This window comes from Prevotella amnii CRIS 21A-A, assembly GCF_000177355.1.
Classification (GTDB): domain Bacteria; phylum Bacteroidota; class Bacteroidia; order Bacteroidales; family Bacteroidaceae; genus Prevotella; species Prevotella amnii.
The window spans coordinates 11,607-33,839 of record NZ_ADFQ01000066.1 but is presented as its reverse complement, the minus strand read 5'-3'; the positions used below and the strand labels follow the sequence as shown (position 1 = coordinate 33,839).

The following is a 22,233-nucleotide window of genomic DNA, read 5'->3' as shown; positions in this document are numbered from 1 at the left end:
TTTTGTAAATATTTTATTCTTTACTATTCCAAAAATCCCAACTGACAAAGGCTTGAAGTAAAAGCATTTCTAAACCGTTTTTTATAGTTGCACCATGTTCAGCTCCTTTTTTCATAAACAAGGTATGATCAGGGTTATAGATTAAGTCGTAAAGAAGAGTCTTATTGTTCATAGCATCATAAGGTAGCTTTGGATATGTGTCCACTTTCGGATACATACCAAGTGGGGTACAGTTAATAATGACATTATAGAAACGTATTAATTCAGGTGTAACATCATCATAAGAAATCTCACCTGAAGATGGTGTTCTTGATACAAATAATGTTTCTAACCCTAATGATTTTAATCCATAGTTAACAGCTTTGGCTGCTCCTCCTGTACCTAATATGAGAGCTTTTTTATGCCATTGCGTCATAAGAAGAGGAGAGATACTTCGTGTAAATCCTATCACATCACTATTAAATCCTTTTAGTATTGTTTTATTTCCTTTGTGAGTTATACGTATTACGTTTACTGCGCCAATAGCTTTAGCTTCAGGACTTAATTCGTCTATATAAGGTATTACTTGTTCTTTATAAGGAATAGTAACATTAAGTCCTTTTAGTTCGGGATTGGTTGCTAAGATTTCATAGAGATTATCTATTGTAGGAATTTCGAAATTAATATACTTTGCGTTAATCCCCTCATTTTTAAATTTCTCATTAAAATATCCTATAGAGAATGAGTGTCCTAAGGGGTAACCTATAAGTCCATATTTGTCCATACTTTCCTTATATAAAATGAATTATTTTTCTGCTAAATACATCGTACAGATACCAAAGGTAAGCCGATGGAAAGACGCCTTGTTAAAGCCTGCTTTTTTAAAGATATGCATCATTTCTTCTCCCTGTGGGAAGGCTTCTATAGTTTTATTTAAATATTCGTAAGCACTTTTATCTTTTGAAATAATACGTCCATATAATGGTAAAATGGTATTTGAATAAATGTGAAAAAGCTGTTTTATAGGGAAAGATATTGGAGTAGTAAGTTCCACTATACTTAGATGACCTCCAGGTTTTAAAACACGAAAAATCTCTAATAAACCTTTATCTAAGCTCTGGAAATTGCGAATACCAAAAGCTGCTGTTACTGCATCAAAAGAATTGTCGCTGAAAGTAAGATTTAGACAATCCTCTTTTTGAAAAGAGATAATATTAGAAAGACCTTCTTTTTCCACTTTTCCACGCCCAATATTCATCATACCTTCAGAGAGGTCAGCTCCTATGAGGTGTATTGGATTGAGCATTTTAGCTGCAAGAATAGCAAAATCGCCAGTACCCGTGGCTATATCTAAAATATTTTGTGGATTATATGGTATTAGTTGCTCTATGGCCTTACGGCGCCATCTTTTGTCTATGTCCCATGATAGGTGATGATTTAGTTTATCATAGGTTGGGGCAATGTTATCAAACATTGTCTCTACCAGCTTAGATTTTTCACTATTACCTCCGTAAGGTTTTATTTTTTCTTGCTTATACACTATTATTTCCCTCTATACTTATAATTGTAGAAATCCCATAAGGTACAGATAAATACTGACCTTATGAGATCTTTTATATTTTACTTAAAAGTTGCTATTTGCTTTTAGCTAAGTAATCTTTTACATTTTCTTCTATGCGCCTTGCAATATCTCCAGTATATTCTTGCTTTTTAAAAGGTTCGCCAGTGATATGTTCATATAGCTCAATATATCTATTGCTGACGCTTTCAGCATATTCGTCACTTATATATGGCATTGTTTGACCTGGCTCGTTCATAAAATTATGATCAATAAGCCATTGCCGTACAAACTCTTTTGACAACTGTCGTTGAGGTTCGCCTTTTTTTAATTTTTCCTCATAGCCTTCTGCATAAAAATAACGACTCGAATCTGGGGTATGTACTTCATCAATAAGATAGCATTGACCATTACGTTTACCAAACTCATATTTAGTGTCTACCAATATTAACCCATGCTTAGCTGCAATTTCTTGACCACGAGCAAATATTTTCCTTGTCCACTCTTCTATTATATTATAATCTTCCTCAGACACAATACCTTGAGCTATAATCTCTTCACGTGATATATTCATATCGTGTCCTTCATCAGCCTTTGTTGTTGGCGTAATTATAGGTTCAGGGAAACGTTCGTTTTCGCGCATACCATCAGGGAGCTTAACTCCACATATTTCACGGCAGCCTTTTTGATATTCTCTCCAAGCCGATCCTGTTAATATGGAGCGGATAATCATTTCTACACGAAAACCTTCACATTTTAATCCAACAGTAACCATAGGATCAGGAGTTGCAAGCTTCCAATTTGGACAAATGTCCTTTGTTTGGTCAAGGAATTTTGATGCAATTTGATTTAATACTTGTCCTTTGAATGGTATTCCTTTAGGTAACACCACATCGAATGCTGATATACGATCAGTTGCCACCATTACAATGAGATCGTTATCAATGTCGTAAACATCACGAACTTTACCATGATAAACGCTTTTCTGTCCATCAAAATTGAAATTGGTTTGTGTTAATGCTTTCATTTCTGTGCAATTAATTATTTTTATATATCAATTAGGATTCTGTTTTACTGCTATTTCTTTCTTGTCATGTGCTTGATAAGCTTTTACTATGCGTGTTACGAGCTTGTGTCGTACTATGTCTTTAGAATTAAGCTCTATAACACTGATACCTTCTGTATCACCAAGAATATTTAATGCCTCATAAAGACCACTTTTTTGTTTTTGTGGTAAATCGATCTGAGTAATGTCGCCTGTAATGATCATTTTTGAATTCCACCCCATTCTAGTAAGAAACATTCTTAATTGGGCAGAGGTAGTATTCTGTGCCTCGTCAAGTATTATGATAGCATCACTTAATGTCCTTCCTCGCATAAAAGCAAGCGGTGCTATTTGTATAATATGTTTACCTATCATGTCCTGAAGCTTAGCAGCTGGGATCATATCTTCTAGAGCATCATATAAAGGCTGTAAGTAGGGGTCTATTTTTTCTTTCATATCACCTGGAAGAAACCCTAACTTCTCTCCAGCTTCTACTGCAGGACGAGAAAGGATAACTTTTTTAACTGCCTTTTCTTTTAGAGCCTTTACTGCAAGTGCTATGCTTAGATAGGTTTTGCCTGTTCCTGCAGGACCTACGGCAAAGAGCATATCATTATTTTCAAAAGCATCTATTAAAGCTTGCTGATTAGCTGAGCGACTTTTTATGGGACGCCCCGTTACAGAATAGACTATAACATCTTTAATAGCATCAGATTTAACCTGCTTGCCTTTTATTATGTCAAGGATATCTTCTGATGTAAGCGTATTATATCTTATTATATGTTTACAAATGTTTTCGATACTTTCTTCTATCTTAGCTATTTCTTCCTCATCTCCAAGAACACGAATAATATTATCGCGTGCTATAATTCTTATTTTAGGAAAAAGCGACTTTATCATGAGTAGGTGCTCATTACCCACTCCATAAAAAGTAACAGGATCTATATCCTCAAGAATAATATGCTTCTCTATCAAACTTAATATAAACTTTAATGAAACAAAGGCAAAGTTACTATAAAATCCTTATACTCGCAAATATTTCTTAATTCTTAATATTCTTTTAATCAAATCTTGTTACCTTTGTAAATATGAAGAAAAAATCAGCAAAGATAAAGACTTGCGTTATTATAAGTTTTACTTGTTTTTTTTTAGGTTTAGTGTTGATACGCTTAATTTTTCCATCTTTATCAAAGAAACATTATAGCAAATCAAATAATACTTATTATAATAACGGTATAAGTGTAAGTGCTAATATAGGGCATCAAAATCCACCGTTTTTTTTAAAAGCAGATGGCTCTTTAATAAGACATCATATAATAGGAGTGCCCGATTATGACACGAGTTTCCCTGATATGAATAACGTGCAATTACCTTCTGCAAAGAAGAAAGGAGTTAAACCTGTAGAAAACCGTTCGGAAGCAGAGCATCGCAAGCGAGAATTAGTCTTCATAGGATATAATCCTTACTATGAAGTGAAAAAACTTTATAATAGCATTCCTTATTTAGTACCAGATGCAGCTATATTGTTGCAGGATATAGGTAGAAGTTTTATGGATTCGCTACAAATAAAAAATATCCCTATAAATAAAATTTTAGTAACATCTGTCTTACGTACTAAAGAAGATGTTATAAAGCTTAGGTCTTTTAATCGCAATGCTTCTGAGAATAGTTGTCATCAGTATGGTACCACCTTTGACATAGCTTATAATAAATATTATGCTATTACACGCTCAGTAAGAGACGATACTCTTAAATGGGTGCTTGCAGAAGTTCTTAATAATCTTCGTTCTAAAAATCGTTGTTATGTTAAGCATGAACGTCATCAAGGTTGTTTTCATATAACTGTGAGATGAAAAAAGTTGTTATGAAACTAAGCAAGGAATATAAGCTTATGAAAGCAAAACTAATTTTAGGTGGAACACTATTGTTGTTATTTTCATCATGCTCAAATGATAATGTTCTACTATTATCTGTACTTAATGACGACTTAAAGTCCTCAAAGACAGAGTTTGCGGCATTATTTAAATCTGATGACAAAGAAAGTCTTAAAAAAATTATCTTAGATACAGATTTACAAAAAGCAGCAAGGCTGCTAATGAATGGAACTTGGGGTGGTATGAAAATCTCTAAAAAATAATATAATATGAAGATTTTTTTGCATTACTTATGATGCTATGCTTTTCTTGTATGGCATTTGCTCAAAAGAGAACTGTTCAAATAGAAGCAGGTTTTACATATCCGATAGGATTAGAAAAAGATGGAAATAAAGAAAGCCATTTAGGGGGTCAGTCCTAAAACACAGTTGCACCCCTTAATAATGCAATCTTTAAAAATGATAATATAAAAAACAAAAGGAGCATATATCTTATATATGCTCCTTTTATTAGATACATTAATCTAACTTAAAATCTTTTAGAGATGTTATTAAGCTAATAAAACCTTTTTACCATCACCCATTATCTTACCTTCTTTGAATAACCAACCTAAACCAAGAAGCGTTTCCTCTACACTAATCTTAGCTACAGAAGCAATTTCTTTTACGGTAAGACTTTTTTTAGCTGATGCCAAAGCCTGATAAACATCACCTGCTTTGAAACCAATGTTCTCTGCGTTAATTGCCACCTCTACTTCCGCTTTCTTAGCTACTGCTTTTTTAGCTGTAGTTTTCGTTGCAGTTTTTGTTTTTTTTTCTACCATCTTTCTTGTAAAAATCTAATTAAAATAACAATCTTATACCGATGACAAAGATACAGCTAACTTATTAAAAAATGGAAAAAATTAACAAGAAAAGCTTGTTGTCTTCTGTCAATTCGTTAAAAGATTGTTATTTTTTGATATAAATCAAAGATATTTAAGATTTTATATTTAACTTAATTTGAAGCTCGTCAAGCTGAGTTTTGTCAAGTGTAGAAGGTGCATCAAGCATTACATCTCTACCACTATTATTTTTTGGAAATGCTATACAATCACGGATACTATCCAAACCTGCCATTATACTAACAAAACGATCTAAGCCAAAAGCAAGTCCTGCATGAGGTGGAGCTCCATATTTGAAGGCATTCATTAAGAATCCGAACTGCTCTTCAGCTCTTTCTTTAGTAAACCCAAGATGTTTAAACATACGTTCCTGAAGCTGTGTGTCATGAATACGTATAGACCCTCCTCCTACTTCAATACCATTACAAACAAAGTCATAAGCTAAAGCACGTACTTGTTCTGGGTGTTCTTCGAGTAAAGGTAAGTCTTCAGGGTTTGGCATTGTGAAAGGATGATGAGTAGCCATTAAGCGTTGCTCTTCATCGCTCCATTCGAATAAAGGAAAATCTATTATCCATAAACACTTAAAAACATTTTTATCACGTAGTCCTAAACGATCTCCCATTTCTAAACGTAAAGAACAAAGCTGTGTGCGCACCTTATTTGGTTTATCCCCAGATAATATTAAGACGAGATCCCCATCATTTGCTCCTGTTGTTTTCTTTACCTTCTGAAGCTGATCTAAGGTATAAAACTTGTCTATAGAACTTTTTATTGTTCCATCTGTATTATACTTAATAAAAACTAATCCCTGTGCTCCTATCTGTGGGCGTTTTACAAAATCAGTAAGCTCATTAAGCTGCTTACGGCTATAACTTGCACATCCAGGTACAACAATTCCACCTATATAATTAGCTTCGTTGAATACAGAAAACTCACCTGTGCCTTTTAGGTCGTTTATTAATTCTACAAATTCCATTCCAAAACGCAAATCAGGCTTATCTGATCCAAAACATTTCATGGCTTCTGCCCAAGGCATTTGTTCTAATTTAGGAAGTTCTACTCCACGAATCTCTCTAAATAAAACACGGCACATTTCCTCAAACATGTTAATAACGTCATTCTGATCTACAAAAGACATTTCGCAATCAACCTGTGTAAATTCTGGTTGCCGGTCTGCACGTAAGTCCTCATCACGGAAACACTTTGCTATCTGAAAGTATCTATCAAACCCTGCAATCATTAATAGCTGTTTTAGTGTTTGCGGACTTTGTGGTAAAGCATAAAACTGTCCTGGATTCATACGTGAAGGCACAACAAAATCGCGTGCTCCTTCAGGCGTAGATCCTATAAGTATAGGTGTCTCTACTTCTATGAAATCTTGAGAATCTAAAAAATTGCGTATCATTATAGTCATCTTATGGCGAAGCTCTATATTTTTACGTACAGCTGCACGTCTAAGATCTAAATAGCGATATTTCATACGCAATTCATCGCCACCATCAGTATTATCTTCTATGGTAAAAGGTGGAGTTAAGGCAGGGCTTAAAACATTGAGCTCTTTTACAATAATTTCTATATCTCCTGTATCAATCTTATTATTTTTGCTATGGCGTTCATTTACTATACCCTTTATTTGAACACAATATTCACGCCCTAACTTATTAGCTTCTTCGCAAAGATCAGCATTATCAGCTTCATTAAAAACTAACTGTGTAATACCATAGCGATCGCGTAAATCAATAAAGGTCATACCACCCATTTTCCTTGAACGCTGCACCCATCCAGACAGCGTTACCTCTTTACCTGTATCGGTAAGACGAAGCTCACCACAAGTTTTTGTACGATACATAAGCTATATATGTTTTATTTATTACTCTTTGTTTGCAAAGTTAATAAGTTTATATTGAAATTAAGAAATTTATTTAGTAAGATATATTATCATGCCTATATAATATAATAAGCATATATTCTTAATTAATATTTCCTATTATAGTATTACTTGTACTATTCTTTGCATATTTGTACCTAAATAAGTACTTTTGTACGGTAAAAGGATAGTTAATATGATGGACAAAGATAGCACTCTTTATTAATTGCACTGTCCAAAAATATAAAAAGGAAAATATGAAAAATTTAACAATCTTAGTAGTAGTTTTTTTTGCTACAATAGCTTGTATGTCAGTAGGGTGTACAAGTAAGAAAACCAGCACTCCAAGTGATAGTACTGTTAATAATTCTATTACTGCAGATTCTGTAGAAGATGTAGATTCTGCTTCAAATGTTATTGCAGAAACTCCTATGCCAAAGGCTGCAGATCAGTTATTTGATGATTTCTTTTTTAATTTTATTGCAAATAAGAAATTGCAGCATAATCGTATAAAGTTTCCTTTATTTGCTAATAAATTTGGGAAAATTACACATATAAGTGCTAATAAATGGATAAACGATCGTTTCTTTCGTCCACAAGGATACTATACTCTTATTTTTGATAACGAAGATCAGGCTAAATACGCACAGTCTACTGATATTGATTCTGTAATAGTAGAAAAGATATTTTTAAAGGAAAATACTGTAAAACAATATTGGTTTGATCACCAAGAAGGTAAATGGATGATGAATCAAATACGTGAGTTAAACTTTAAAGATAGCTATAATGCTAACTTTCTAAACTTTCTTAAGGATTTTTTTAAAAAGAATGGCAAGGGTATGATAAAGAATCCATTATCATATAAAGGGGCAGATCCTAACGGAGAGGAAACTAATATTATTAACACTACTATTGCTGCAGATGAATGGAATACTTTTTTGCCAGAAATACCAAATGATGTAATTTACAACATTCTATATGGTCAGAGATATAAGCCAGGAAACAAAAAGATACTTGCTTTCAGGGGTCTTGCCAATGGACTGGAAACCGATCTTATTTTCCATTATAATGGTAAGAAATGGCAATTGGTAAAAATAATAGCTTTTTAAAGAAGGCTTTCACTTTTTTTTGACAGAACTAATGAAAAATTATACTCACTATAGCTTGCAAAAACATAACACCTTTGGCATTAATGTGCAATGTAAAAGGTTTATAGAATATTATACTGTTGAGGAAGCACAAGGCTTAGCGCGATCTTTAATATCTGTAGATGAGCCTTTATTAATAATAGGTGGGGGAAGTAATCTTCTGCTGACAAAAGATTATGAGGGAACGGTAATTCATTCAGGTATTAATTTTTTGAAACAAATAGATGCAGAACGTATACAATGTGGATCAGCTTTTATATGGGACGACTTTGTAGCTTACTGTTGTGATCATGAGCTATATGGTGCAGAAAACTTATCTCTTATACCCGGAGAGGTAGGAGCAAGTGCGGTGCAAAACATAGGAGCATATGGTGCAGAGGTTAAAGATATAATAGAAACAGTAGAAGTAGTGGAGTTAGCTACTGGTGATGTAAAAACACTAACTAATGCCGAATGTGCTTATAGTTATCGTCAGAGTAAATTTAAAAACGAATGGAAGAATAAATATTTGATAATTTCAGTAACATATAAGTTAAGTAAAAAATATTCTCCTAAGCTTGATTATGGAAATATTCGCAAGGCTTTAGATGAAAAGAAAATAAAAGATCCTACAGTACATGAGCTTAGAACGACTATTGTAGAAATAAGAAAAGCTAAGCTACCAGATCCTAAAGAAACAGGTAATGCAGGTAGCTTCTTTATGAATCCTATTATTTCTAAAGATAAGTATCTGATGCTTGTAAAGCAGTTTGGTGAAATACCACATTATACAATAGATGCAGAACATGAGAAAATACCTGCAGGCTGGATGATAGAACAATGTGGTTGGAGAGGAAAACACTTAGGCAAAGCAGGCGTTTATGATAAGCAAGCATTAGTTTTAGTCAATTTGGGGAATGCCAGTGGTTATGATATTGTAAAGTTATATCGTACCATTCAGTCAGATGTAAAGCAAAAGTTTGGAATAGATATTTATCCTGAGGTAAACATAAAGTGAGTGTTCTCTTGATATAAAAGAAAGAAAAAAGATGAAACATAATATGAAAGTAACCTTTTTAGGTACAGGAACTTCTAATGGTGTACCTTTCATAGGTTGCAATTGTGAGGTGTGCAAAAGTACTGACCCACACGATAAACGTCTTAGGACTTCTGCCTTGATAGAAACAGAAAATACGCGCTTACTTGTAGACTGTGGACCTGATTTTCGTCAACAGATATTACCTTATCCTTTCCGAAAGATTGATGGAGTGTTACTCACACACATTCACTATGATCATGTAGGAGGAATAGATGATCTGCGTGCTTTCTGTTCTCTTGGTGATATTGATATTTATTCTAACAAGCACACCTGTGATGGGCTTAGACATAATATGCCTTACTGTTTTACTGATCATCTTTATCCTGGAGTTCCAAAACTTAATTTGCATTGTATAGAGCCTCATCAGAAGTTTAGTATAGGCGATTTTGAAATAGAACCTATTGAGGTTATTCATGGTAAGCTACCTATCTTAGCCTATCGTATAGGAACATTAGCTTATATTACTGATATGAAAACTATAAATCCAGTAGAAGTACCATCGTTAAAAGGTGTAAAAACGCTTATTATAAATGGTTTACGCTGGGAGCGTCCACATCACTCACATCAGCTTATCCCTGAAGCTATAGCCTTTAGTCAGCTTATTAAAGCCGAACAAACTTATCTTATACATATGACTGATAAGGCAGGCTTTCATGCCGAGTCGCAAAAGCGTTTACCAGACAATGTACATTTTGCTTACGATGGACTAACACTTCTTTTATAATAATATTATAAATATTACTTTCACCTTATTATATATATAGAGAGAGGTATTTATGAAAATAGTTGTTGCTTTTGATTCTTTTAAGGGTTCGTTGTCTGCGCAAGATGCGGTTAATACTGTAAGTAAGGCTATTAAAGAAGTAAGTCCTTCCGCTAATATAGTTAAGCTACCACTTGCTGATGGAGGAGAGGGCACTACAGAAATATTAGCATACTACTTAAATGCTTCATGGACAAGATGTAAAGTGCATGATGCTCTTATGCGTCCTATTATATGCAAATATGCTATTAGTAAAGATGGTAATATAGCTATTATGGATATGGCATCTGCAGCAGGGCTAACATTACTCTCTAAAGAAGAACGTAACCCTATGTTTACTACTACTTTTGGAGTAGGTGAAATGCTTTGTGATGCTGTTGGTAAAGGATGTAAACATATACTATTAGGTATAGGCGGTAGTGCTACCAATGATGCTGGTATAGGAATGCTTACGGCTTTAGGCGCAAAAATATACGATAATGATAGGAAAGAGGTGATACCTATAGGTGAAAATATGCAAAATATAAGTACTATAGATAGGAGTAACCTGCTCGACTTAAGTGCTATATCTATAGAAGTGATCTGTGATGTAACCAACCCTCTTTACGGACTTAATGGTGCAGCCCATGTCTATGCACACCAAAAGGGAGCTAATGATGCAGAGATTGTTGCTTTAGATAGAGGACTACGGCATCTTTCTACATTCTTTTCTATATCTCCAAACACTTGCGGCTCTGGAGCGGCAGGTGGTTTGGGCTATGCACTATTATCGCTTAATGCGCAGCTAAAGGTTGGGGCAGAGGTCGTTATTAATGTTGCAAAGCTATCTCACCATATATCTAATGCCGACCTTATTATTACAGGTGAAGGAAAGATAGATAGTCAGACACTTTGTGGAAAATTACCTTTCGCTGTGCTTAAAGTGGCAAAACAAGCCAAAATACCCGTTGTGGCGTTGGCAGGATGTGTAGAAGATAAAGACCAACTGCTTATGGCTGGCTTTAAAGTAGTGAAGAGTATCAATGACGTTTGCCCTACTTCGCTATCCATTACTCAACAGATGTTGCCCATAGTAGCTACTAAAAATCTATCCGAAACAATAAAACAACTGCTAAAAAATATCTACACCCTTAAGAAATAAAACAATATAAATAAACAGAAAATATCTATTTTGATAAATAATTATATCTACATAAATAATGATTAGTTGCATTTTAATAAAAAAAGATATTATTTTTTCTTGTTTATTAAAATAATAATATTAACTTTGCTGCAATTAAAGTATTTTTTTTAACAATTATAAAATTTATGAGTAAAAAAATATTATTGCTGCCTTAGTAGTTTGTTTAGCTTCTTGCAGCGTAGAAAAATCAGAACAATTCAGTTTCGTGGGTAGGCTGGGGACTTATGGTCTATGATTTTATGATTTGTCTATAATATAATAGCTTATGAAAACTTTTATAAAAAAATTGTTGTATAACATATTGGTGAGTTATGTTCTTTTAATGATAGGTCTCTATATTAAAAATGGTAATCTTATAAAACTAACAGAAGTAGAAGTTCACTTAGCATACCTTTTTTTAATCATAGCATTTACTTGTACCAATTATCTTTTTTCTTCAGATAAGGGAGATAAAAAAGATGAATAAATCAAAAAAGAGAGTCAAGAGGTTAAACAAGTCTACTTGCCTCTCTTTTTCTTATATAATTGTTCAATGATTAAGTGAATATAAAAAAACAGGTCTTTTTTTTATCAACCTTTTTATTATTATTTATGATAACTTTTTTATCCTATATTTGCCATTTACATAGATAATTTCTATATTTGCACATTGCAAACTTGTTGTGCAACTAATAAAACTATAATAGGATAATGTCCATATCAAAAACAAGACAAACCTTAGTGGATGTAGCACGCCAGCTATTTGCTAAAAATGGCATTGTTAACACCACTATGAACGATATTGCCAAAGCTTCAGGAAAGGGAAGACGCACGCTTTATACTTATTTTAAAAGTAAGGACGATGTGTATTATGCTGTTATTGAAGCAGAACTGGAACGATTATCTGATAAGCTTGATGAAGTTGCTACAAAAAATATTAAGCCACAAGATAAAATCATTGAGCTTATTTACACCCACCTTTCTATGATAAAAGAGACAGTTATCCGTAATGGTAACTTGCGAGCAGAATTTTTTAGAAATATCTGGATGGTAGAGCGTGTACGTAAAAAATTTGATGAAGACGAAATAGAGCTTTTCAAGAAAGTATATTTAGAGGCAAAAAATGATGATGAGTTTGATATAGATAATGTAGAATTAGTTGCTGAAATAACCCACTATTGTATAAAGGGTCTTGAAGTGCCTTTTATTTATGGACGTATTGGGCATGGATTAACAGAAGAAACAAGCAGACCTGTTGTTGCTAAAGTAGTGTATGGAGCTTTAGGTAAAGCTGGTATGAAGCAGAAAAAATCTTTAATAATAAATAAATAAAATAATAAAAGGAAATGAATTTATTAACAGGAAAGACAGCCCTTATTACTGGAGCTGCTCGTGGAATTGGTAAAGCTATTGCTTTAAAATTTGCACAGGAAGGTGCAAACGTTGCGTTCACCGATTTGTTTATTGATGAAGAACATGGTGGTCTTGAAACAGAAAGAGAGATTAAGGCAATGGGCGTTAAGGTAAAAGGATATGCCAGTAATGCAGCTAACTTTGAAGAAAGTGCAGAAGTAGTAGCTAAGATAAAGGAAGACTTTGGTAGCATAGATATACTTGTAAACAATGCTGGTATAACTAAAGATGGCTTAATGCTAAGAATGACAGAGCAGCAATGGGATGCCGTTATAGCCGTTAATCTTAAAAGTGCATTCAACTTTATTCACGCCTGTGTGCCTATTATGATGCGTCAACGTGGTGGCTCTATCATAAATATGGCAAGTGTAGTAGGGGTACATGGTAATGTAGGACAAGCTAACTATGCTGCTTCTAAAGCAGGAATGATAGCTTTAGCAAAGAGTGTTGCACAAGAAATGGGGCCTAAAGGTATACGTGCTAATGCTATTGCTCCAGGCTTTATTGATACTGCTATGACACAAGTATTATCAGAAGAGGTGCGCAAGGAGTGGGCTTCTAAGATTCCTTTGAGGCGTGGTGGTACTGTAGATGATATTGCTAACACAGCAGTATATTTAGCTTCAGACTTATCAAGCTATGTTTCTGGACAGGTTTTGCAGGTAGATGGTGGTATGAATATGTAATATAACCTCTATTAAATAAGGTGGTAACAGAAGAAAGTTGTTTATAAACAAAACTTCTGTTTCCACTTTTTTTATAATATGAAAGTGGCTATTACCACATTATTTATTCATATAATAATAGAAAAACTATGAAGGTTATTTACGAAGATAATCACCTCATTATAGTATACAAAGAAGCTGGCGAAATAGTGCAAGGTGATAAAACGGGAGATCAGCCATTATCAGAAACGGTGAAACTTTGGATTAAAGATAAATATAATAAGCCTGGAAATGTTTTTCTTGGCATAGTACATAGGCTCGATAGGCCAGTGGCAGGACTTGTTATATTTGCTCGCACCTCAAAAGCACTTTCAAGACTAAATGATATGTTTCGCAATGGAAATATACACAAAACTTATTGGGCCATAGTGCAGCAACAACCACTTAAACCAGAAGACACACTTACAGATTGGTTGATACGTAACACACAGCAGAACAAAAGTTATGCTTATAATATACCATTACCTACGGCAAAAAAATCGGTCTTACATTATAAAACCATAAATACTTCTAAACACTATACTCTTTTAGAGATTAATCTTATGACTGGTAGACATCACCAGATACGATGCCAATTGGCAAACATGGGTTGCCCCATTAAGGGCGACTTGAAATATGGAGCAGCACGCTCTAATCCTGATGGAAGTATATCTTTATTCAGTCATAAGATAGAGTTTATACACCCTGTATCTAAGAAGACTATAAGAATAGTTTCTCCTATACCTAATGACAATCTTTGGCAAGCTATTAATCCACACGACGAAGAAGAAGGAGTAATAGTAAAAGATAATGTCTAAAAGATCAATAACTATGAATACTTCATATAAAGAATGACAATATCTTTATTTATATGATAACTATTTATTTTTTATAATAAAAAACATAGTTTTTATATTATAAAAAGGTATAGCAAAAAAGAAAAAATAACTTATTTTTATCTCATTTTTAATTTATTTTTTCATTAAAAATAGTCTATTTTTAGTATATAAACCTTGTTTATATCATAATAAGATATTAACCTTTTATGATCAATAGGTAATGTTATTATGCTGAAAATAAGTATAAATAAAAGAATATTTGTTGGTTAAAATTTTTCTTTTTCTTTTGTTGGAAAAGAAAAAAAATATATCTTTGTAGCATAATTACTATTACTAACTAATAATAAACAATCATCATCTACTATATCATGATGGTAATAATAGCAAAAAGCTAAATGTGAGGAATTGTGTATATATAACATGATAAAAACTTTTTATTTCTTTCCTCACAGGGAGTAAATAAGCATAAGCATGCGATATGTAATGCTTATATTCTCTCCAAGCATTGTTAAAAACCTTATTTTTTACAACAAGGAAGAGTATAGAAAAGATGATATACTCTTCCGTTTTTATGTTTTAATGTTTCTTTTTAGAAAGTATCTTTGTAACTTTGCATAGTAATATGAGTTAATATACACATACGATAAGAAATATTTAGGTGTTAAGGTACTCTATAAAACACATCAATGAAAATTACAAAATATCATAGTATTACTTAAATATGTTTTTTATATTACATTATATATGTAATGTGCAGCAATATGGTTGTAATAGAAATATAGGTGCAAGATGTTATTTATGTACCTTATTTGTAATAGTATTGTCTTTTATCACAAATGGTTTAAGGGCTTCTTGCAAAAGAGAGCTTATGTTTAACGATACTCTTAAAGAAATTATTGTTACACCTCGTTTTGCTCAATACGAAATAATACCACCACAAAAACTAAAGGGTAAAGACCTTGAACGGTTAAATTCTCAGTCTATAGCAGATGCTTTACGTTATTTTACAGGACTTCAAATAAAAGACTATGGAGGGGTAGGCGGTATGAAAACAGTGAATATAAGAGCCTTAGGAAGTCAGCATGTAGGAATAGCTTATGATGGCATAATGCTTTCTAATGCACAGAATGGGCAGATAGACTTAGGACAGTTTTCGCTCGACAATGTAGATGAGATCACTATATATAATGGTCAGAAAAGCTATATCTTTCAGTCGGCAACCGACTTTGGTAATGCTGGCACTATATATATTCATACTCACTCTCCAGGATTCTTAAAGAACAAATGTTATAATCTAAAGGTTAAAACAAAATTTGGTTCAAGTAACACTTTTCGTTTTTCTACTATCTGGGAGCAGCGTATATTGCCTAATGTTTCTACCTCTTTAAATGCTGAGTTATTATCATCAAATGGTAAATATAAGTTTCATCATAATATTGTATCGTTAGATGGTTATACTACGCATGATACACTTGCTATTAGGCAGAATGGAGATATTCTTGCTGAACGTATAGAGATAAACATGTATGGACTTATTAAAAAAGGCTTCTGGAATGCTAAAGGATACTTTTATAATTCTTCACGTGGCATCCCTGGAGCTATTGTAGAAAATGTATGGCATAGGGGAGAGAGACAGTCAGATCTAAATTCTTTTTTTCAAGGACGTTTTCAGAAAGATATTACAAATAAATTTTCTACTAAAGTTTTAGCTAAATATGCTTTTTATTACACGCATTATCTTAATAAAGATCCTTATACTTTGCCCATAGATAATAAATATTGGCAGCAGGAAGCATATTTCTCAATAGCTAACATATATGAAATATTACCATCGTGGCATGCTTCGATAGCATACGATTTTAAGTGGAACAAATTAAATGCTAACACAGCATATTTTGCTTTTCCTACTCGAAACTCACACCTTACAAGTATAGCTACTTCCCTCAATATGCATTACATAAAGGCGCAAGCATCTTTACTGATGACAAACATTGAGGATAAAGTAAATTTTAAGACCTTTAAAAAAGAAGATCCTAAAACTTTTACAAAATTTTCTCCTGCAATATTCCTTAATTTCCCTATTCTAACAAGAAAAGATAACATAAATAAAAAAAGAAGTATATTGCTCAATATTAATGCTTTTGCTAAACAACATTTCAGAATGCCCACATTTAATGATTTATATTATACTGATATAGGCAGTTCTGATCTAAAGCCTGAACGTGCTAATCAATATAATATAGGAGCTTCGTTCGATTATAATTGGCTACAATCATGGGCTAAAAATATACATCTGCGAATAGATACATATTATAATACCATTAATAACAAGATAGTAGCCTTTCCTAAAGGACAACAATTTCGGTGGACGATACTCAATCTTGGTAAGGTGGATATAAAAGGTTTGGATATATCTTCTGCTTTTACATTTACAGCTAATCATAATATAGCTATACCATTATTAATAACATCTCGTATTCAGTATACTTATCAGCAAGCAAAGGATATTACTTCTGTAACATCGTCTTTTTACAAAAACCAAATACCCTATATACCAAAAAATAGTGGTTCGTTTGTTTTAAACTTAGATTATGCACATTTTTCAGTTAATTATAGTTTAATATATACCGGACAAAGATATAGTGGAAAAAACAACACAATATATACTCGTATGCATGCTTGGTTAACACACGATGCGAACATATCTTATTTCTTTAAATATAAAAAGATGGTGTGGAAAGTTATTGTAGAGGCAAATAATATCTTTAACCAACAATATGAGGTAGTAGACAATTATCCTATGCCAGGCTTTAATGGAAATATTGGCATACAAGTGGAGTTATAAAACATATATTTTAATTAATAATTTTAATATTACTTTTTATGAAAAAAACAAGTATTCTTACAAACATCTGTATCCCTGCCAGAATATTAGGTTTGGCACTTACAGTTTGCACTTTATTTACAGTTACGTCATGTACTAATGATGACAACGGATTAATACCCATAGGAAACGGTGAAGGTAACTATGGGCAGTTTCAAACAGAGGAAAAATATAACAATGAAACACAAGGTATGTTTATACTTTGTGAAGGAAATTACGGAAAGAATAATTCTACATTAGATTATCTAAACTTTACAACCGGGCTGTATTATCCTAATGTCTTTGAATCTGGATTTATGAAAGATAGTAAAAAAATGGGAGATACTGGTAATGATATTAAATATTATAAGGGTAAACTTTGGATAGTTATTAATGCTTCTAACAAAGTAATAGTAGTTAATCCTGTTAATGGAAAAATAGAAAAAGAGATAAATAATATAATCAATGGGCGCCATTTAGCGTATTATAACGGATTTGTATATGTTAGTGCATACTATAATGCTAAATTTAATGAAGTTATAAGCAAGGGAACTGTTTATAAAATAAATGCAGATGATTATACTATAACAGGTCAAGTAGAAGTAGGTTATCAACCAGAGAATATGGATATTGTTAAGGACAGACTCTATGTTGCAAATAGCGGAGGGTATAATGGAGGCAATGCTATAGGTTACGACCACACTATAAGTGTAATAGATATTAATACTTTTAAAGTAATAAAAACTATAGATGTAAAATCTGTGAATCTTAATGAATTAAAAGCAGATAAAAATGGTAATCTTTGGGTTACTTCTCAAGGCAAATACGATCCTACAACGTATAGTATGGTAGTAGGTGCTAATATTACAGAAATATCTACAGAAGGTGAAATACTTAATCATTTTGATGTTTCTGCAGCTAATTTGGTTATTAATGATAATAATCTTTATTATACTGTTTCTTCATCTAAACAGCCTGTCCAGATGAATGTTATAAACACAAATACAGGGAAAATAATTGAAAAGAATTTATTAAAGAACAATTCTCAATCTCAGCTTCCTATTACAACTTGTGCAGCTGCTATTAATCCTTCAAATAAAAATATTTATCTTGCTGATGCTAAAGATTATATCTCCGCAGGTGAAATATTTGTATATGATAAAAACGGTAAATATCTTTCAACAATAAAAAATAATCTGATAGGTATTACCCCTGCTCATATATGCTTTATCCCCTAATAAAGTATAAGCAATAGAGCAGTACTGATACAAACAAAAAAACAGTGGTAGTATATAGCGTTAAAAGCAATAACTTCCACTGTTTTTTTATATAATACTATTAGTATATACTATAATATAAAGCCTTATAACGGACTAACAAACAAAAAAGTACGAATAAGAGCATAAGACCCAATGCCAGATAAATAACCAACTAAGGCTATCCAGCTAATCTTTTTCATATACCAGCCAAAGGTAATCTTCTCTAATCCCATCACAACTACTCCTGCGGCACTTCCTATAATGAGCATAGAGCCACCCACACCTGCACAATAAGCTAATAATTGCCAGAAGATACCATCTACAGCCATATCGCCTGTTACTGTAACAGGGTACATACCCATACTGCCTGCTACTAAAGGAACATTATCTATAATAGAGGATAGAGCTCCTATTATACCAGTTACAGCATAGTGATTTCCATTAAAGGTTATATTTAATCCCTTACCTACTTGCTCTAAAGCACCAATTTCTTCAAGGCAAGCAACAGCCATTAATATGCCTAAGAAAAATAATATTGTAGACATATCTATGCGTCTTAACAAATTACTTACACGCTTAGCAAAGTCTTCACTGCCACCTATCTTTTTATATAAGCGATAGTATAAAACCTCTGTAACCGACCATAGCAATCCTAAAACACATAAAATACCCATGAAAGGAGGCAATCCGGTAAAAGTATGAAAGACTGGTACAAGACATAAGCCACCTACACCAATGGCAAAGATTAATTTTCTTTGAAAACCGCCAAACTCTTTTTCACTTTCATTTTCTTCGCCAATGTTTAAAGATACATCAGTTGCTATTTTACCTTTAAGCATAAACTGAAGTATTAAAGCTGGAATAACCATAGATAAAAGAGATGGGATAAAAATCTCACTTATAACTCCTGCAGCTGTAATAAGACCTTTATTCCATAACATAATAGTAGTAACATCGCCTATAGGTGAAAATGCTCCACCAGAATTAGCAGCTATAATGATTAATGAAGCATAAATCATTCTGTCTTCATGGGACTTAATGAGTTTTCGTAAAATCATAATCATTACAATACTTGTAGTAAGATTGTCTAATATAGCTGAAAGAAAGAATGTCATAAAAGCTATTTTCCACATCAGACCACGTTTCGATTTAGATCTCATGACATTTTTTACCCAATTGAAACCGCCGTTTTGATCAACTACTTCTACAATAGTCATGGCTCCCATAAGGAAAAATAAGGTAGTAGCAGTGTCGCCAAGATGTTCTACTATAACCTTATTAGCAAATGACATTACAGAATGGGCTGTAATGTTAATATCTGGGTGCATTGTTAAAAGAAACTTAGATGGATCTACCATAAATAGGACCCAACAGACTACAAACATTAATAATGCAATAGCTGCTTTGTTTATCTTAGTTAAACTTTCTACAGCGATGAGTGCATATCCTAAAATGAAAACAATAATAATAAAAAGTGAAAGTGTTGTCATAAATTACATAAAAACTTTATTTTGGCGCAAAGATACACAAAAGAAAATACAAGACTTCTAAAATGAAGATAAAAATTAAGTTTCTAACTTTTTTTTTCCAATAATTTTATAGTACATTTGTAACAAAAAGATAATATAAAGGAAAGGTATAGCTTTACTTTTATTGACAGCTTATATGTTTTTAAATGGATTTTTATATCATAATCAGCTTGTTTAAAATAACTTTTCTTTAATCCTAAATTGAACTACAATGGCAGAAAATAAACGCAAAAGAATGGAAGAACTTGTTCTATGTTTGAACAATGCTTCTGATGCCTATTATAATGGTAAAGGTGAAATTATGACCGACTTTGAGTGGGATGCGGCTTTCGATGAATTAAAAAAAATAGAAAAAGAACTCGGAATAATACTTCCCAGCTCACCTACAAATAATGTTAGTGCTGATAATATAACGGGGAAAAAAGAGGAACACGAATACCCAGCCTTGTCTTTAGCGAAAACAAAAAGTGAAGAAGTTCTTGTAAAGTGGGCTGCAAATCGTCCTATATGGCTCTCATGGAAATTAGATGGATTAACACTTGTAGTAACCTATGATGAGGGAAAACTTACGAAAGTAGTAACACGTGGTAACGGACATATAGGTACAAATATAACTCACTTAGCTTCGGCTATAAAAGGAATATTACCAACAATAAACACTAAAGAGCACCTTGTTATACGCGGAGAAGCTGTTATCAGTTATGCCGATTTTGAAATCTTTAATATGGAATCAGAAGAAGAATATGCTAATCCTCGCAATCTTGCTTCAGGATCGCTTACGCTAAAAGATATTAATGAGGTGAAATCGCGGCATTTACAATGGAAGCCTTTTACGTTGGTACATTGCGATCGGACTATTATTTCGTGGGGTGAGCGTATGTCTTTCCTTGATAGTTTAGGATTTAACACTGTAGAGCGAGAGTTTATAGCTATCCCCTCTATAAAAAATATAGAAGATGTAATAGCAGCATGGACTCAACGCGTTACTGATAGTGCAAGAAAAGACAAGCAGCCTTACCCTGTAGATGGGTTAGTTATTACTTATGATGATACAGATTATGCAGCAACAGGATCGGTAACAGGGCATCATGCTACACGTGCAGGATTAGCTTTTAAATGGCAAGATGAAAGCATGGAGACGGAACTAAAATTTATCGAATGGTCATGTGCTACATCTACTATATCGCCAGTGGCTGTATTTGCCCCAGTTGAGATAGAAGGAACTATTGTAAAGCGTGCTAGTCTGTGTAATATTTCTGAGTGTGAGCGTTTAGGTATAGGTGATGCCGGAACAAAAATAATGGTAATAAAAGCAAATAAAATTATCCCAAAGGTTATTTGTGTTTCAAAGCGTATAGGCAGTTTTCTAATCCCCTCTGTTTGTCCTGTATGTCAGTGTCCAACGGAGATAGTAGAAAATGAAAAAAGTGGAACTCGTACTCTTCACTGCACTAATCACTATTGTCCAGCTAAACAACTTAAGAAGTTAGCTCGATTTGTATCAAAGGAAGGGGTAAACATAGATGGATTGTCAGAACAAACTATGCAAAAGTTTATAAATCTGGGTTGGGTAAAAGAGTATTCTGATATATTTCAATTAAAGAAAAAAGAAAAAGAGTTAAAACAAATAGATGGTTTTGGTACTAAAAGTTGTGAAAACCTATTTTCCGCGATAGAAAAATCACGTATTGTAGAAGCAAAACAATTACTATATGCTTTAAGTATCCCTTTAATAGGTAAAGATGTATGTAATCGCTTACTTTCTACTTATTCTTTAGAAGAACTTATAAGCATGAGTCGTCCCACAACTATTGCTTCACAGCAATTATTATTTAATGAGGCTTATGCGGATACAGAAACGATATTTTCAACAATAGCAGGCATTGGACCTGAAAAGAGTACAAGTTTTGTACGATGGATGAGAGATGAAAACAATTATACTCAACTTCAACATCTTTTACAAGAACTTACCATTAAACAAACAACTACAGAGATAAAGGGAAAATCTTGTAAAGGTTTAACCTTTGTGATAACAGGTGATGTGTATCATTATAAAAATCGTAATGAATTAAAAGCATACATAGAAAGTGAAGGAGGAAAAGTTACTGGTAGTGTTTCTAAAAATACTAACTACCTTATTAATAATGATACAGAAAGCATATCTAATAAAAATAAAAAAGCTAAAGAGCTCAATATTCCTATAATTTCAGAAGACGATTTCATATCTCTTTTTAATAAATAAAACAAAAGCCTTATATAGTATGTT

The 22,233-nt window shown here is 32.9% G+C and carries 19 protein-coding genes; 12 read left to right on the top strand and 7 right to left on the bottom strand.

What is annotated here, in order from left to right; genetic code table 11:
* Positions 1–13 precede the first annotated feature (13 nt).
* From HMPREF9018_RS06210 to HMPREF9018_RS06195, 4 genes are all read right to left on the bottom strand, one after another.
* Positions 14–763, bottom strand: coding sequence for a shikimate dehydrogenase family protein (locus HMPREF9018_RS06210; protein ID WP_008449414.1), 750 nt, complete (start codon positions 761–763; stop codon positions 14–16).
* 21 nt (positions 764–784) lie between these two features.
* The gene (gene ubiE / locus HMPREF9018_RS06205; protein ID WP_008449455.1) at positions 785–1,519 is read right to left on the bottom strand and encodes a bifunctional demethylmenaquinone methyltransferase/2-methoxy-6-polyprenyl-1,4-benzoquinol methylase UbiE; all 735 of its coding nucleotides are present in this window, start codon (positions 1,517–1,519) and stop codon (positions 785–787) included.
* 94 nt (positions 1,520–1,613) lie between these two features.
* Positions 1,614–2,564 (bottom strand): phosphoribosylaminoimidazolesuccinocarboxamide synthase, encoded by a 951-nt coding sequence (locus HMPREF9018_RS06200; protein WP_008449454.1) that lies wholly within the window; start codon positions 2,562–2,564, stop codon positions 1,614–1,616.
* Positions 2,565–2,591: 27 nt separating this feature from the next.
* Positions 2,592–3,557 (bottom strand): PhoH family protein, encoded by a 966-nt coding sequence (locus HMPREF9018_RS06195; RefSeq protein ID WP_008449452.1) that lies wholly within the window; start codon positions 3,555–3,557, stop codon positions 2,592–2,594.
* Positions 3,558–3,670: 113 nt separating this feature from the next.
* Between HMPREF9018_RS06195 and HMPREF9018_RS06190 the strand changes: the two genes are divergently transcribed.
* Together HMPREF9018_RS06190 and HMPREF9018_RS06185 are read left to right on the top strand one after the other, a co-directional pair.
* A complete protein-coding gene (locus tag HMPREF9018_RS06190) occupies positions 3,671–4,435 on the top strand; it encodes a DUF5715 family protein (RefSeq protein ID WP_008449449.1) in 765 nt (254 codons plus the stop codon).
* Positions 4,436–4,446: 11 nt separating this feature from the next.
* Positions 4,447–4,719 carry a hypothetical protein gene (locus tag HMPREF9018_RS06185; protein WP_008449461.1) on the top strand — a complete coding sequence of 91 codons (273 nt, stop codon included), beginning with the start codon at positions 4,447–4,449 and terminating at the stop codon, positions 4,717–4,719.
* Between the two features lie 287 nt (positions 4,720–5,006).
* Here HMPREF9018_RS06185 and HMPREF9018_RS06180 read toward each other — a convergent pair whose 3' ends face one another.
* Together HMPREF9018_RS06180 and aspS are read right to left on the bottom strand one after the other, a co-directional pair.
* The gene (locus tag HMPREF9018_RS06180) at positions 5,007–5,279 is read right to left on the bottom strand and encodes a winged helix-turn-helix domain-containing protein (protein ID WP_008449439.1); all 273 of its coding nucleotides are present in this window, start codon (positions 5,277–5,279) and stop codon (positions 5,007–5,009) included.
* A gap of 154 nt (positions 5,280–5,433) precedes the next feature.
* Positions 5,434–7,191, bottom strand: coding sequence for an aspartate--tRNA ligase (aspS, locus tag HMPREF9018_RS06175; RefSeq protein WP_008449441.1), 1,758 nt, complete (start codon positions 7,189–7,191; stop codon positions 5,434–5,436).
* Positions 7,192–7,466: 275 nt separating this feature from the next.
* Here aspS and HMPREF9018_RS06170 point away from each other — a divergent pair, with 275 nt between their 5' ends.
* The 9 genes from HMPREF9018_RS06170 (at position 7,467) to HMPREF9018_RS06125 (ending at position 18,417) form a co-directional block, all read left to right on the top strand.
* Positions 7,467–8,318, top strand: a complete 852-nt coding sequence (locus HMPREF9018_RS06170) for a DUF4348 domain-containing protein (RefSeq protein ID WP_008449469.1) — start codon at positions 7,467–7,469, stop codon at positions 8,316–8,318.
* Positions 8,319–8,349: 31 nt separating this feature from the next.
* A complete protein-coding gene (gene murB / locus HMPREF9018_RS06165; protein ID WP_008449421.1) occupies positions 8,350–9,354 on the top strand; it encodes a UDP-N-acetylmuramate dehydrogenase in 1,005 nt (334 codons plus the stop codon).
* 31 nt (positions 9,355–9,385) lie between these two features.
* Positions 9,386–10,159 carry an MBL fold metallo-hydrolase gene (locus HMPREF9018_RS06160; protein ID WP_008449464.1) on the top strand — a complete coding sequence of 258 codons (774 nt, stop codon included), beginning with the start codon at positions 9,386–9,388 and terminating at the stop codon, positions 10,157–10,159.
* 52 nt (positions 10,160–10,211) lie between these two features.
* Complete coding sequence (locus tag HMPREF9018_RS06155; RefSeq protein ID WP_008449423.1) at positions 10,212–11,339, top strand: glycerate kinase; 1,128 nt, start codon at positions 10,212–10,214, stop codon at positions 11,337–11,339.
* 732 nt (positions 11,340–12,071) lie between these two features.
* On the top strand, positions 12,072–12,692 hold the full coding sequence (locus HMPREF9018_RS06145; RefSeq protein WP_008449435.1) for a TetR/AcrR family transcriptional regulator: 621 nt from the start codon (positions 12,072–12,074) through the stop codon (positions 12,690–12,692).
* A 14-nt stretch (positions 12,693–12,706) separates the two neighbouring features.
* The gene (gene fabG, locus HMPREF9018_RS06140; protein ID WP_008449403.1) at positions 12,707–13,459 is read left to right on the top strand and encodes a 3-oxoacyl-[acyl-carrier-protein] reductase; all 753 of its coding nucleotides are present in this window, start codon (positions 12,707–12,709) and stop codon (positions 13,457–13,459) included.
* Positions 13,460–13,587: 128 nt separating this feature from the next.
* Entirely contained in the window at positions 13,588–14,295 is a 708-nt protein-coding gene (locus tag HMPREF9018_RS06135) for an RluA family pseudouridine synthase (RefSeq protein ID WP_008449451.1), read from the top strand.
* Between the two features lie 742 nt (positions 14,296–15,037).
* Positions 15,038–17,161: a TonB-dependent receptor gene (locus HMPREF9018_RS06130; protein WP_008449416.1), complete on the top strand. Its 2,124-nt coding sequence runs from the start codon at positions 15,038–15,040 to the stop codon at positions 17,159–17,161.
* Between the two features lie 38 nt (positions 17,162–17,199).
* A complete protein-coding gene (locus HMPREF9018_RS06125; protein WP_008449431.1) occupies positions 17,200–18,417 on the top strand; it encodes a YncE family protein in 1,218 nt (405 codons plus the stop codon).
* Positions 18,418–18,542: 125 nt separating this feature from the next.
* Here the strand turns inward: HMPREF9018_RS06125 and nhaD are convergent, their stop codons facing one another.
* Positions 18,543–19,928, bottom strand: a complete 1,386-nt coding sequence (nhaD, locus tag HMPREF9018_RS06120) for a sodium:proton antiporter NhaD (RefSeq protein WP_008449437.1) — start codon at positions 19,926–19,928, stop codon at positions 18,543–18,545.
* Positions 19,929–20,178: 250 nt separating this feature from the next.
* Between nhaD and ligA the strand changes: the two genes are divergently transcribed.
* Positions 20,179–22,209, top strand: coding sequence for an NAD-dependent DNA ligase LigA (ligA, locus tag HMPREF9018_RS06115; protein ID WP_008449445.1), 2,031 nt, complete (start codon positions 20,179–20,181; stop codon positions 22,207–22,209).
* The last annotated feature ends 24 nt before the right edge of the window (positions 22,210–22,233 follow it).

Excerpts from the sequence above, each read along its gene's own strand:
- HMPREF9018_RS06210 (WP_008449414.1), bottom strand. The coding sequence starts at position 763 with ATGGACAAATATGGACTTATAGGTTACCCCTTAGGACACTCATTCTCT.
- HMPREF9018_RS06200 (WP_008449454.1), bottom strand. The coding sequence starts at position 2,564 with ATGAAAGCATTAACACAAACCAATTTCAATTTTGATGGACAGAAAAGC.
- HMPREF9018_RS06190 (WP_008449449.1), top strand. The coding sequence starts at position 3,671 with ATGAAGAAAAAATCAGCAAAGATAAAGACTTGCGTTATTATAAGTTTT.
- HMPREF9018_RS06185 (WP_008449461.1), top strand. The coding sequence starts at position 4,447 with ATGAAACTAAGCAAGGAATATAAGCTTATGAAAGCAAAACTAATTTTA.
- HMPREF9018_RS06180 (WP_008449439.1), bottom strand. The coding sequence starts at position 5,279 with ATGGTAGAAAAAAAAACAAAAACTGCAACGAAAACTACAGCTAAAAAA.
- aspS (WP_008449441.1), bottom strand. The coding sequence starts at position 7,191 with ATGTATCGTACAAAAACTTGTGGTGAGCTTCGTCTTACCGATACAGGT.
- HMPREF9018_RS06170 (WP_008449469.1), top strand. The coding sequence starts at position 7,467 with ATGAAAAATTTAACAATCTTAGTAGTAGTTTTTTTTGCTACAATAGCT.
- murB (WP_008449421.1), top strand. The coding sequence starts at position 8,350 with ATGAAAAATTATACTCACTATAGCTTGCAAAAACATAACACCTTTGGC.
- HMPREF9018_RS06160 (WP_008449464.1), top strand. The coding sequence starts at position 9,386 with ATGAAACATAATATGAAAGTAACCTTTTTAGGTACAGGAACTTCTAAT.
- HMPREF9018_RS06155 (WP_008449423.1), top strand. The coding sequence starts at position 10,212 with ATGAAAATAGTTGTTGCTTTTGATTCTTTTAAGGGTTCGTTGTCTGCG.
- HMPREF9018_RS06145 (WP_008449435.1), top strand. The coding sequence starts at position 12,072 with ATGTCCATATCAAAAACAAGACAAACCTTAGTGGATGTAGCACGCCAG.
- fabG (WP_008449403.1), top strand. The coding sequence starts at position 12,707 with ATGAATTTATTAACAGGAAAGACAGCCCTTATTACTGGAGCTGCTCGT.
- HMPREF9018_RS06135 (WP_008449451.1), top strand. The coding sequence starts at position 13,588 with ATGAAGGTTATTTACGAAGATAATCACCTCATTATAGTATACAAAGAA.
- HMPREF9018_RS06130 (WP_008449416.1), top strand. The coding sequence starts at position 15,038 with ATGTTTTTTATATTACATTATATATGTAATGTGCAGCAATATGGTTGT.
- HMPREF9018_RS06125 (WP_008449431.1), top strand. The coding sequence starts at position 17,200 with ATGAAAAAAACAAGTATTCTTACAAACATCTGTATCCCTGCCAGAATA.
- nhaD (WP_008449437.1), bottom strand. The coding sequence starts at position 19,928 with ATGACAACACTTTCACTTTTTATTATTATTGTTTTCATTTTAGGATAT.
- ligA (WP_008449445.1), top strand. The coding sequence starts at position 20,179 with ATGGCAGAAAATAAACGCAAAAGAATGGAAGAACTTGTTCTATGTTTG.